This window comes from Streptomyces sp. NPDC046887 (assembly GCF_040644755.1).
Classification (GTDB): domain Bacteria; phylum Actinomycetota; class Actinomycetes; order Streptomycetales; family Streptomycetaceae; genus Streptomyces; species Streptomyces lichenis.
In genome coordinates, this window is sequence record NZ_JBEYXH010000054.1 from 22,078 (window position 1) to 34,177 (window position 12,100).

At 71.4% G+C, this 12,100-nt stretch carries 11 protein-coding genes and 1 pseudogene; 3 read left to right on the plus strand and 9 right to left on the minus strand.

Annotation, left to right across the window (positions count from 1 at the left end; all coding sequences use genetic code 11):
* Nucleotides 1–7 precede the first annotated feature (7 nt).
* Together ABZ945_RS31145 and ABZ945_RS31150 are read left to right on the plus strand one after the other, a co-directional pair.
* On the plus strand, nucleotides 8–424 hold the full coding sequence (locus ABZ945_RS31145) for a MerR family transcriptional regulator (protein WP_361276452.1): 417 nt from the start codon (nucleotides 8–10) through the stop codon (nucleotides 422–424).
* Nucleotides 425–507: 83 nt separating this feature from the next.
* Nucleotides 508–1,278: a phosphatase gene (locus ABZ945_RS31150; RefSeq protein ID WP_361276454.1), complete on the plus strand. Its 771-nt coding sequence runs from the start codon at nucleotides 508–510 to the stop codon at nucleotides 1,276–1,278.
* A gap of 42 nt (nucleotides 1,279–1,320) precedes the next feature.
* Here the strand turns inward: ABZ945_RS31150 and ABZ945_RS31155 are convergent, their stop codons facing one another.
* From ABZ945_RS31155 to ABZ945_RS31165, 3 genes are all read right to left on the minus strand, one after another.
* Entirely contained in the window at nucleotides 1,321–2,001 is a 681-nt protein-coding gene (locus ABZ945_RS31155; RefSeq protein WP_361276457.1) for a hypothetical protein, read from the minus strand.
* Between the two features lie 86 nt (nucleotides 2,002–2,087).
* Complete coding sequence (gene tesB, locus ABZ945_RS31160; RefSeq protein ID WP_361276460.1) at nucleotides 2,088–2,978, minus strand: acyl-CoA thioesterase II; 891 nt, start codon at nucleotides 2,976–2,978, stop codon at nucleotides 2,088–2,090.
* An 8-nt stretch (nucleotides 2,979–2,986) separates the two neighbouring features.
* The gene (locus tag ABZ945_RS31165; RefSeq protein WP_361276463.1) at nucleotides 2,987–4,144 is read right to left on the minus strand and encodes an acyl-CoA dehydrogenase family protein; all 1,158 of its coding nucleotides are present in this window, start codon (nucleotides 4,142–4,144) and stop codon (nucleotides 2,987–2,989) included.
* Between the two features lie 129 nt (nucleotides 4,145–4,273).
* On the opposite strand from ABZ945_RS31165, the gene ABZ945_RS31170 reads away from it, so the two are divergent.
* Nucleotides 4,274–4,810 carry a hypothetical protein gene (locus ABZ945_RS31170; RefSeq protein WP_361276466.1) on the plus strand — a complete coding sequence of 179 codons (537 nt, stop codon included), beginning with the start codon at nucleotides 4,274–4,276 and terminating at the stop codon, nucleotides 4,808–4,810.
* Between the two features lie 58 nt (nucleotides 4,811–4,868).
* Here the strand turns inward: ABZ945_RS31170 and ABZ945_RS31175 are convergent, their stop codons facing one another.
* The 6 genes and pseudogenes from ABZ945_RS31175 to ABZ945_RS31200 form a co-directional block, all read right to left on the minus strand.
* Entirely contained in the window at nucleotides 4,869–5,462 is a 594-nt protein-coding gene (locus tag ABZ945_RS31175; RefSeq protein WP_361276469.1) for a hypothetical protein, read from the minus strand.
* A gap of 233 nt (nucleotides 5,463–5,695) precedes the next feature.
* Nucleotides 5,696–7,489: a D-glucuronyl C5-epimerase family protein gene (locus ABZ945_RS31180; protein WP_361276471.1), complete on the minus strand. Its 1,794-nt coding sequence runs from the start codon at nucleotides 7,487–7,489 to the stop codon at nucleotides 5,696–5,698.
* Between the two features lie 237 nt (nucleotides 7,490–7,726).
* Nucleotides 7,727–9,505 (minus strand): D-glucuronyl C5-epimerase family protein, encoded by a 1,779-nt coding sequence (locus ABZ945_RS31185; protein ID WP_361276474.1) that lies wholly within the window; start codon nucleotides 9,503–9,505, stop codon nucleotides 7,727–7,729.
* 117 nt (nucleotides 9,506–9,622) lie between these two features.
* Nucleotides 9,623–11,752 (minus strand): FG-GAP-like repeat-containing protein, encoded by a 2,130-nt coding sequence (locus ABZ945_RS31190; RefSeq protein ID WP_361276477.1) that lies wholly within the window; start codon nucleotides 11,750–11,752, stop codon nucleotides 9,623–9,625.
* Between the two features lie 30 nt (nucleotides 11,753–11,782).
* The gene (locus tag ABZ945_RS31195) at nucleotides 11,783–11,938 is read right to left on the minus strand and encodes a hypothetical protein (RefSeq protein ID WP_361276487.1); all 156 of its coding nucleotides are present in this window, start codon (nucleotides 11,936–11,938) and stop codon (nucleotides 11,783–11,785) included.
* Nucleotides 11,939–12,005: 67 nt separating this feature from the next.
* Nucleotides 12,006–12,100: pseudogene (locus tag ABZ945_RS31200) on the minus strand (IS5/IS1182 family transposase); the annotation flags it as partial.

Here is a 12,100-nt window from a genome sequence, read left to right on the forward strand (position 1 = left end):
GAGGGCCATGGACCTGGACGATCGCGCACCGGACGAGCGCGCACTGCTGGACATCACCGAGGTCGCCCGGCGCACCGGGGTGGCGCCCTCCGCGCTGCGCTACTACGAGCGGCTGGGCCTGCTGGAACCCGCCGGACGCCGCGGCCAGCGCCGTACCTACGCGCCCTCCGCGATCGACCGGATCGCCCTGATCCTCAACGCCCGCGCCACCGGTTTCTCGCTCACCGAGCTGGCCGAGGTGCTCGCCGGGGACCCGGAGCGGGCCCGGGCCCGGGTGGCCGGGAAGATCCAGGAGCTGGACGACCGGATGGCCGCCCTGCGGCAGGTCCGCGACCGCCTCGCACACGCCCTGACCTGCCCGTCGGACGCCATCCTGGAGTGCGCCGAGTTCCAGGCCGGGCTGCGCGAGCTGCTGCCCGAGTAGCCCGGACCCGGCACGGTGGTGCCGACACGTCCACCGGCCGGAACGGTTCGGCCACGGCGCGTGGCGGGCGGCACAATGGGGCCATGTCCATACCCAGCCGCGCCGCCCTTCTCGACCACCTCGTCCGCAGCCGGATCGCCGGGAATGTCGCCACGCCGCGCGACAACAACCTCTCCCACTACCGCAAGCTGGCCAACGGCGACCGCCACTACTGGCTGGGGCTGGAACTGGGCGACCGCTGGACCGACGAGCAGGACGTGCTCGCGGTGATGGCCGAGCGGTGCGGGGTGAACGACGACCCCGCCCACCGGATGGGCCAGGACACCATCGACCCGGAGCTGACCGTGGCCGGGCTCGACCGGATGGCCGCCCGGCTCGCCAAGGCCGCCGAGGACCGGCAGCGGGTGCTGTTCGCCACCGGACACCCCGGCGCCCTGCTGGACCTGCACAGCTCCACCGCCGCCGCGCTGCGGGCCGCGGGCTGCGACATCGTCCGCATCCCCGGCGGGCTCACCGCCGACGAGGGGTACGTGGTGCAGTTCGCCGACGTGGCCGTGTTCGGGCGCGGGGCCAGCCTCTGGCACACCCACTCGCCCGAGCCGATGAACGCCATCCTCGACCGGCTGGACACCCCGCCGGACCTGGTGGTCGCCGACCACGGCTGGGCCGGTCGCGCGGCCCAGCGGGGCATCGACTCCCTCGGCTACGCCGACTGCAACGACCCCGCCCTCTTCCTGGGCGAGGCCGAGGGCACCCTGCAGGTCGCCATCCCGCTGGACGACAACGTGCCCGACCCGCGCCACTACGAGCCGCTCGCCGCCTATCTGCTGGACGCGGCCGGGCTGACCGGCTGATCGAGCACGTCCTGACGTTCACCGGTCCTTCAGCGGTACGGGTCAGCCGCCCGGCTGGTGGTACGCGTCCGGGCGGATGTCCGCGTCCACCTCACGCGCGGCGTACGAGCCCTCGTACAGCGTCTCCTCGCGCCAGGGGTCACCCGCCCCGGCCCGGCGCCGACCATCCGGCCGACCCACCGCCGCGTACACCACCGCCGCCGTCACCGCGTCCTCCACCAGCGCGAACGGCCAGTCCGGCCAGTTCCGATCGGCGGCGATCCGCCGCCAGCGCGCCCCGGCGAACGAGGCCGCCGCCGCTGCCGCCACGCCCACCGCCGCGCCGATCAGCGCCGGGGCGGCGTCCGGGGCCGAGCGGGTCAGCTCCTCGCCGTCGGCCGCGTACTGGTACGCCTCCTCATGCGTCCCGCCGCCCGCGCCCCGCGTCTGCTCCCGCGCCGCCAGCGCCCAGCCGGTCACCCCGCCCAGCAGCAGCCGGGGGAGCAGTCCCTGGGCGCTCAGCCTGCTCGGGGTCTGCGGCAGCTTGTCGCCCACCGCCTCGCCGACCGCGCCCACCAGCGCGCCGATCCGGCCCCACCGGTGGGCCAGCAGCGATCCGGCCGGATCGTCCGGACGGGCGGTCAGCGCCACCCCGGCCAGCCCCGCCTGGCTGCGCAACCCGCTCGCCGCCCCGACCAGCGCGGCCCGCCGCACCCCGCCCCCTCGGTACCCGTCATCACTCATGTCGCCGCTACCTCCCGGGCTCGCGTCTCGGCTCACCCGGCCACGAGTGTCCGCGTCACCCCGGCGCAAACGGCGTCGCCGAGGCCTCACCTCGGCACGCGGACGACACCCTCCTGGATGACGGAGATCGCCAGGCGGCCGTCCTGGGTCCAGATCCGGGCCTGGCCGAGGCCGCGCCCGCCGGAGGAGGACGGCGACTCCTGGTCGTACAGCAGCCACTCGTCGGCCCGGAACGGCCGGTGGAACCACATCGCGTGGTCCAGCGAGGCGCCCACCACGTCGCCGACGGTCCAGCCGCCGCGCCCGTGCGCCAGCAGCACCGAGTCCAGCAGCGTCATATCGGAGACGTACGTTGCCAGGCAGACATGCAGCAGCGGATCGTCGGTGAGCTTCCCCGCCGCCCTGAACCACACCTGGGAGCGCGGCTCGCGCGGGGTGCCCGCGGTGCCGAACGGCGGCTCGTCCACATACCGCAGGTCCACCGCGGCCCGCGCCTCCAGCAGCCGGTCCACGGTGTCCGGCCCGGCGAAGACGTCCGCGTACCGGGGCAGCAGCTCGGCGGCGGTGGGCAGGGTCTCCGGGTCCGGGGCGGCGGGCATGGCGGACTGGTGCTCCATGCCCTCCTCGTACGCCTGGAAGGAGGCCGAGAGATGGAAGATCGGCCGGCCGTGCTGGACGGCGACCACCCGGCGGGTGGTGAACGAGCGGCCGTCCCGGATGCGGTCCACGGTGTAGACGATCGGCGCGTCCGGGTCGCCGGTGCGCAGGAAGTAGGAGTGCAGCGAGTGCGCTGCCCGGTCGGCGGGCACGGTCCGGCCCGCGGCGACCAGCGCCTGGGCGGCGACCTGCCCGCCGAAGACCCGGGGGATGATCGCCGACCGGGACCGGCCGCGGAAGATGTCCTGCTCGACCCGCTCCAGATCGAGCAGGTCCAGCAGGTCCTCCAGTGCTTCCGGCCCCGGCCCCAGATCGGACATCGGTGGCCCTACAGCCCCATCGACTTGGCGATGATCGACTTCATGACCTCGCTGGTGCCGCCGTAGATGCGGTTGACCCGGTTGTCCGCGTACAGACGGGCGATCGGGTACTCGTTCATATAGCCGTAGCCGCCGTGCAGCTGGAGGCAGCGGTCGATCACCCGGTGGGCGACCTCGGTGCAGAACAGCTTGGCGGAGGCGGCCTCGGCGGCGCTCAGCTCGCCCGCGTCCAGGGCCTCCAGGGCGCGGTCGGCGACCGCCTCGGCGGCGTCCACCTCGGCCTGGCAGGCGGCCAGCTCGAACTTGGTGTTCTGGAAGGAGGCCACCGTCTTGCCGAACACGGTGCGCTCGGTGACGTACTGCTGGGCGAACCGGACGGCCGCCTTGGCCTGCGCGTACGCGCCGAAGGCGATGCCCCAGCGCTCGGAGGGCAGGTTCTGGCCGAGGTAGTGGAAGCCTTTGTTCTCCTCGCCGAGCAGGTCCTCGACCGGCACCTTCACATCGACGAACGCCAGCTCGGCGGTGTCGGAGGTGCGCAGGCCGAGCTTGTCCAGCTTGCGGCCGATGGAGTACCCGGCGGACTTGGCGTCCACCGCGAACAGCGAGATGCCGAAGCGGCGGTCCTCGGCGGTGGGCGCGGCAGTCCGGGCGCAGACGATGACCCGGTCGGCGTGGACGCCACCGGTGATGAAGGTCTTGGCACCGTTGAGCAGGTAGTGGGTGCCGTCCTCGGACAGCTTGGCGGTGGTCTTCATGCCCGCGAGGTCGGAGCCGGTGCCCGGCTCGGTCATCGCCAGCGCCCACATCTCCTCACCGGTGGTGAACTTCGGCAGGAAGCGCTTCTTCTGCTCGTCGTCGGCGAGCAGCTTGAGGTACGGCAGCGCCAGCAGCACATGCACCCCGGACCCGCCGAACTGCACGCCCGCGCGGGCGGTCTCCTCGTAGAGCACGGCCTCGAACTTGTGGGTGTCCAGCCCGGCGCCGCCGAACTCCTCCGGCACGTTGATGCCGAACAGGCCCAGCTCACCGAGCTTGAGGTAGAAGTCGCGCGGCGCCTGCCCGGCGGCGAACCAGTCGTCGTAGACGGGGACGACCTCGGTCTCGATGAAGTCCCGGATGGTCTCCCGGAACGCCTCGTGGTCCTCGTTGAATACGGTCCGGCGCACGGACGGCCTCCTTGGTCCCGGTCGGTCACGGCGCGTCGCTCACGGCCATGTCTAAGCGCTTGCTCAGTCAGCCATACAAGTTACCGGCCGGTTGTCGACGCTGTCCATGGCCCGGCGGGCGCCGGTGACGTGACGCTGGGCACGTGGGCAACCCCTCGCCCCACGGCGGACGTCCTTCTCTCCGGGGGAGAGGAGCTGGAGGAGCACACCGTGGACATGTTCTTCAAGGTCTCGTTCGTCGTCGCGACGGTGCTGGACCTCGCCGTCCTGACCGCCCTGCTGCGGCAGGGTCTGCGGGACGGCAGCCGCAGCCCGGCGCCGCCCGGGCAGCCGGACCCGGCGGGGCCGACGGGGCCTGCGGGGCCGACGGGGCCTGCGGGACCGACCGGGCCTGCGATACGGGGCCGCCGCCCGGTCCTCCGTACCGACGAGGCCTTCTCGGCGGCCGGGTTCTTCGGCGCCGCCATGATCGCCACCACCCTGGCCGCACACGGTTGGGACGCCCTGGAGCTCTACGACACCGTCCTCTTCGCGGTCGTCTTCGCCATCCTCACCGCCGCCCTGATCGAGCGGCTCCGCCCGCGCCCGGCCACGCTCGCACTCGCCCCGTACGCCATCCCGGTCGCCTATGGCGTGCTCGCCGGCCTCGCGGGGCCGGGGTTGTAGCGCCCGTTACGCCTCGTACGACCGGCGCGAAAACGGCGCCCCTCGTCACCACCTGCCGTCACTTCTCCAGGCGCAGCACCAGCCCGCACCCGACGAGCTGGCTGTAGCGCAGACCGCCCTGGCGGTAGGTGTACCTGCAGACGTCGACGTCCTCGGTCACCTCGCCGGTGACGAGGAGGCGCACCATCGGGACGTGGTTGCCGTAGGCCCCGGGCTTCGCCGTGAACCCGTCGGAGTAGTCCGTGAGCCGCGCGAAGTCGGGCGTATGGGGCTTCCCCTCGATGGCCATGAGCGGAGTGCCGCCCATGTCCCGAAGGTCGAACACCCCGTACCCCACGGCCTTCAGCCCGGCCGGCAGGTCGACGATCTCCCCGCCGGTGATCTCCACGTCCCGGCTCGATCGGTTGTACGGGGAGGGCAGTGCGAACCAGAAGACCTGGCCCTTGACGGCGTGGACGTATCCCAGCTCGTTGTGTTCGAGGCCCCCGGCCAGCGCGTGCCCGGGGCGAGGGTCGCCGGCATGGGTGCTCTCCCAAGAGGAGCCACCGGTCGCCGCCAGACAGGCCAGCGCGAGCGGCAGCACCGCCCAGGCCCGGAGGCGGCCACGGGCCGCGTCCCGACGCGGCGCGGCAGAGAAGGAATGCGTGGCCATCTGCGTACTCCCTTGATCCCGGTGCGGTGTTGGCGCCATGCCGAGCTGTGCCGTGCCGGAAAGCCGGCGAAGTGCGCACGGCGCGGGTACGGCCGGACGCCCGCGGTCCAGGGACTCTCCGGTTGGAGATCTTCCCATGGACCGCGAGCGTCGTCGGCCGGTCTCGTCCGTCGATCCGGTCGGATACGGCCGCCGGTCGCCAGACGCGGCCGTCGCCGGTCAGTCGGCAGGCGTCAGACGCGGCCGTCGGTGATGACCTGGTTCGCCGGCACCCAGTGCCCGGCCATCGCGCCCGCCGAGATCCGGCACATCGCACGGCCGTTGACGACCGCTCGTCGGTCGAAGGTGAAGGACTGCTCGCTGCCCGACCCCAGCGGCATGGTCGTGCCGGTCACGCCGTCCGCACCGAACTTGTACGCCGTGACGGCCGCGTTGGCCGCGACGGTGAGTGTGCGCGGGATCCGGTAGGTGGTCACCACGTACTCACCGCGCAGGAAGACGTTCGGCCACGCCTCGCCGATCCACATGCCCTTGTAGGCGCCCTCGGAGATCCGGTACCAGATGCCCGCGCCCTTGATGCGGCGCCGCTGGTTGACCGGGGCCTGGGTGGCCCGGGCGAAGTTGACCTTCTTGGAGGACAGGATCTTGTCCTGGCCCTTGCCGGTCTTCTTGTCGTGGTAGTAGCTGCCGTCCGCCGCGGCGTCGATCGTGTACAGCGTGTGCGTACCGCTGCCGATCGCGATCTTCGCGCCCGCCGGGAGCACTGGCGACGGGAAGTCGTCGATCAGGGCGTCCAACTGGTTGGCGAACACGGGGCTGTTGGTGTGCCAGTGCAGCTGGGTCCACAGCGTGATGTGGTGGTGGTGGTACGTCGTCGCGGGGATGCGGTGGGTCTGGCAGTAGAACGAGAACCACCGGGGGTTGCGCAGCAGCGAGAAGTACCGGGTCATGGTGGTGCAGGCGCCGTCGTACAGCTTGGCCGCCAGCTCGTTGCCGGTGAGCAGGTAGTAGTCCCACAGGCCGAACATGGCGAAGACCATGCCGTTGTACGTGTAGTCGCCGGTGCCCGGCGACTTGAACGGGTACTCCTGGATCCAGAGGTACCCGGCCTTGTCCTTGTTCACCACCCACGGGTAGCCGTTGTCTCCGCGCAGCAGCGAGGCGAAGGCCCCGTTGGCGGCGTTGGTGTAGAGCGTGCGCTCCTGCTCGGTGATCCCGTCCAGCCCGGCCAACTGGGCGAAGAGGCTGATGGCCTCGCCCTGGGACATGCCCGAGTACCAGGGGGCCTTGTAGGAGACACCGCCGTGCTCGGTGTGCGTGTAGTCCCACGGGTACGGGAAGTACCACGCGCCGCGCGTCACGACCCGTTTGGTGATCAGGCGGTTCGCCTGGTCCTTGGCCCGCTTGAGGAACAGGGCCTTCTTGGTGGCGTCCTTCTCGGTCCGGTAGCTCGATATGCAGCCGAGGCCGAACTGGATCTGCCCCACCGGGTGGTCGTAGCCCACCGGGCCCGGCTTGGTGCTCGTGCCGACGGGCTTGTAGTACATGTACACACCCTGGGCGTTCAGGTGGTACTTGTCGGTGACCGGCGGAGTGACGTTCGCCCAGCTCGTCGGCCGGTTCCGCCAGGGTCGCAGCGACTCCGGAAGGTCGGACACGATCTTGAAGCCGCTGGTCTTGAACTCGAACGGCAGCGTGGTCGGAACATCCACCCCGGCACGGGAGTTGGGCATGTTCTCGCTGTACGGGATGCGCGGGGGCGTGTCCGGTATGGACGCCGTGCCCTCGTTCAGGGGGTCGGGCAGCGGCGGCAGCGGTACGCCCGGGTCCGCACCGGGTCCGCCGGGCAGGCTGAGCGCGAGCGAACGCGGCATCCTGGCGTACGGGTCGGTCACCGGGTCGTCGAAGACTCCGGTCGCCATCGCGGTGAACGCCCCGCCGCCGACGACGGCACCTCCGGCGACGGTGCCTCCCGCCAGGCGTATGAACCGTCTGCGGCCGACGGCGGCGCGTCTCTTACCGGGCATGGCTGTGTACCCCCCATGGGCGTGAACAGTGTGGAATGTGGATCGTAGGTGAAAGGTGGGTGAGTTCCGTAGTCGGCGTGAATGCGGCTGCCCGAGCTGGCCGGTAACGGACTTGACGCAGGTCACACCGGCTGTCGCGGGGTGCGGGACCAAGACGCGTGACCGGCACCCGGAAACCTGATCGAGCCGGCCGCCCGCCCGCGCGGTCGCTCGCGGGCGGCCGGCCGCGGCGCCCGTCTACGCGGACCGGGAGCCGGGCCGGTTGTCGGCCGTGACGCTGGTCGCCGGAACCCAGTAGCCGGCGAGGCTGCCTGCGGTGATCCGGAACATGGGCCGCCCGTTGACGACGGCGCGGACGTTCGTCGGGGCGTTGGAGGGAGTGGGGAAGGAGACGGTGCGGATGGAGGCGTCGGAGCCGTTCTCGGTGAAGCGGTAGACGTCCACCTCCTGGTTGCCGCCGGGGAAGGTGATCGTCCGCTGGTGGTGGTAGCCGTAGGTCAGGTACTCACCGCGCAGGAACGCGGTCGGCCACGCCTCCCCGACCCACCAGCCGTCGTACGCGCCGCCGCTGATGAGGTAGTAGATGCCCCGGTCCTGGATGCGGCGGCGCATGGTGGTCGGCGCCTGGGTCGCCCTGGCGAAGGTGACCTTCTTCACCTCCAGCTGGGCGTCCTGCTTGGCGGCGGACCAGGCCCCGTCGGCGGCGGTGTCCAGCCGGTACAGGGTGTGGGTGCCCGCTGCGAAGGCGATGTTCCCTCCTCCCTCCCCGATCGGGCCGGGGAAGTCGTCGACCAGGGTGTCCATGTGGGCGGCGAAGTCGGCGCTGGCGGTGTGCCAGTGCAACTGGTGGAACAGGTCGATGTGGTGGTGCTGGTAGCTGGGGGTGGGGACCCGGTGCGTCTGGCAGTAGTAGGAGGCCCAGCGGGTGTTGCGCAGCAGCGGGAAGTAGCGGGCCATGGTGGTGCAACCGCCGTCGTACAGCTGGGCCGCCAGCTCGTTGCCGGTGGCCGTGTGGTAGTCCCACAGTCCGAGCATGGCGAAGATCATGCCGTTGTAGGTGAAGTCCCCGGTGCCGGGGGAGGAGCCCGGGTACTCCTGGATCCAGAGGTAGTCGGACGCGTCCTTGTGTACGGCCCACGGAGACCCGTCGTCGCCTCGCAACAGGGAGGCGAAGGCGGCGTCGGCCGCTTGGAGGTACAGCGTCCGCCGCTGCGCGTCGACCCCGTCGAGCTGGGCGAGCTGCGTGAAGAGGCTGATCGCCTCGCCCTGCGCCATCCCGGAGTACCACGGGGCCCGGTAGGCGACCCCTGGGTGCTTGTCGTTCCGCCAGTCGAACGGGTAGGGGAAGTACCAGGCCCCGCGCGCCTCCACCCGGCGATCGATCAGCCGCTTGGCCTGCGCCTCGGCGCGGAGCAGGAACACCGACCTGCGGTGCGCGTCCGCCTCGGTGCGGTAGCTCGCGACGCAGCCGAGCCCGAACTGGATCTGCATCACGGGGTGGTCGTAGCCGGGCTGGTCCCTGGCCGCGCGGAACTGCACGACGCCCTCGGAGTCCAGGAACTGGGTGGCGGTGTCGGGGCTGACGTCCTTCCAGGACTTGGGCCGGTTGCGCCAAGGCCGCAGGGCCTCCGGGAGACCGGGCAGGATCCGGTAGCCCCCGCGGTTGAACTCGAACGGCAGGGTCGTCGGTACGTCGACGGCCGCCGCCGCACGCGAACCGGGCGCACTGCGCGCGTACGGGACGCGGCCGCTGGGCGGCGACACCCGACCGTCCGCCAACTGCTCGGGCGGCGGCGGCAGCGGCGCCTCCCCGCCCACTCCCCGCGGCACGCTCAGCGCCAGCGCCCGGGGCATCCCCGACAGGTCGCCGGGGCCCGGAGGCAGGGGAGCCGCCGCGGCACCGGAAGCCGGCCCGGCGAGCGCCCCGCCGGCGGCGACCGCGGCGCCCGCCGCGACCGCCTTGGCCGTCAGGCGTATCAGAGCGCGCCGGTCGAGACCGGTCGAAGTGTCGGACATGGAGAACTCCTGGGAGGTAGTCGTGCGGGGAAAGGCCGGACCGGCCCGCCGCGCAGGGCGCCGGGCGTCAGTGGGGGGCGCCTCGCGGAGGCGCCCCCCACTGCTCGGTGCGAACGATCAGTTGTAGGCGGCGAGCAGCTTGGTCGTCGGGAAGGACCAGGCGCCGGGGTTCGAGGACCAGCCGGCCAGACCGCCGTTGAACTTGGCGTCCGGGCGCGCCGTCCAGGTGATCATGCGCACGGAGTCGTCCTGGGCGTGGTTCATGACCGCCAGGTCGTCCCGGCCGTCGCCGTCGTAATCGCCGGTGATCATCTTCAACCGCGCCACGTCATAGGCCTTGGCCCCGTCCAGCGACACGGTCGCCGAGCCGAACCGCTCCTTGCCGTCCACCTTCTCGAACAGCATGGTCGAGGTACGGTCCGAGCCGTCGTCGTACGCGTACCAGACCAGGACGTCGTCATGGCCGTCACCGTCGAAGTCCCCCGCCTGCGGCAGCGCCTGCTCCCACTTCCAGGCCGTGGACTCCCACCAGGGCATCCCCGGGGCGCCGAAGCCGCCGTTCGCCAGCGTGTCGAACACATACGCCTTCACACCCTGGGCGCCCTGCTTGTAGAACACGCCCAGTTCCTCACGGCCGTCCCCGTTGAAGTCGCCGGAGACGAACTTCGTGCTGGAGCGCAGCCACGAGCCGGCCGGAGCCGTCCACGAGGTGAAGGGGGAGTTGAAGGTGCCGGTCGGCTTGGACGTGAAGGTGACCAGCTTGGTCGCACCGATGCCGGTATCCGCGAACCACACCGCCATGTCGTCCCGGCCGTCGCCGTTGAAATCGCCGGCCTGCGGCGTCATGTACGAGATGTGGTACTCGCTGCTCGCGGCGGCCGCCCACGCCTGGACGGGCGCGCCGAAGCCGCCGTCGACCAGACCCGGGAACAGGAAGGCCTTCACACTGGTGTCCCCGTACCCGTGCAGCGCGACCATGTCGCCGCGGCCGTCACCGTTGAAGTCGCCGGAGACGAACTTCATCGCCGCCATGTTGTAGTCGTCCGCCGACGACGTGAACGACTTCACCGGCGCACCCAGGGACCCGCCCGGCTGCCCGGGGAAGGTGTACAGCGCGTCTGACACCGCGTTCGGGAACGCGTACCAGGCGCCGACGTCGCTGCGTCCGTCGCCGTTGTGGTCGTGCCGCAGTGCGGTGCCCGAGGACCAGACTGACTGCTGCTGGTTGTTGTGGATGAGGAGGTTGCCGCGGGGGGTGAGGGTGAGGGTGCCCCCGGGTGCGGTGGTCTTCGACTCCCAGAGGGCGGTGGTGCCGTCGGCGGTGCGGACGGTCAGGTTGCCGGTGGTGTCGAGTTGTGCGGTGGCGCCGGGGTTCCCGGTGGTGCCGGTGTTCCAGAGGGTCTTGCCAGCGGCGGAGGTGAGGGTGAGGTCGCCGTCGGTGCGCATGGTGAGGGTGGTGGGTCCGGCGATGAGCATGCCGCCGGGCTTGAGCTGCCGGCCGGCGGTGAGGCCGGAGGCGAGGGTGAGGTCGTCGACGCGGGTGGCGGCGGCGGTGTTGGGGGTGGTGGCCTCGCCGAGGCAGCCGGTGAGGCTGGACTTGGTGACGATGCCGAGGAGCTGGGTGGTGCCGCCTGCCTCCCGGAGGATGGGTGCACCGGCGTCGCCACGGCAGATGGCGTCGTTCATGCCCGCGGCGGTGAGAGTGAGGTCGGTGGGGTTGACGCTGTTGGCGGTGAAGGCGGCGGTGTGGAGGGTGTTGGGCACCCACTCGGTGCGGGTGCGTCCGTAGCCGGCGGTCTTGAGGGTGTCACCGGGTGCGGCGGGGGCGGTGGCCAGGACGGCGGGGGCGATGGTGGTGGGCTGGGCCAAGCGGGCCAGTACGAGGTCGCGCTGTTCGTGGACGACGATCTGGATGATGTCGCTGGTGTGTCCACCGGTGGGGGTGGTGAGGTCCGTGCGGCCGACGGTGGCGGTGGCCTTGGCGGTGGGCTTCCCGGTGACGGGCGGTGTGGTGCCGTTGGCGAAGCAACTGGAGGCGGTGGCGATCCAGCCGGCGGCTATCAGGGTGCCGGTGCAGGCGCGTGTGGTGTCACCGGTGCCGATGGTGAGTTTGGCGGTGAAGGCGTAGGTGTTGGGGGTGGCGGGGGTGCCGGAGACGGCCTGGGCAGGAAGCGCGGACAGGGTGCCTGCGGCGATGACGGCGATACCGGTCGACACGGCCGCGGCGCGGGAGCGCAAGGAAGACATCAGGTCCTTCATGGGTGGAGGCGGTTGATCTCAGCCGTTGACGGCGATCTTGACGGGATGGTCCCCGGTGAAGGCGTCGACAGCTTCGGTGGGTTCGGGGGTGAGGTAGCCGGATTCAGACTTGACATCGAATGAGAACTGCGGCGATAGAGGTGTGACGGTGTTCGTCGCACCGATGACGGTCACTGCTATGACTGGAGCCGACGCGGCAACTAGACCAGACGGAGTGCCTCGAGGGCATGGGACAGAGCCACAGCTGGGCGTAGGTATCGCCCCATCGAAGGTGGGCCAGGGCGAGCAGGGCCTGTCGCGAGGCGGGAAGGCGTCGCCAACGCGTCCCGATCTCCC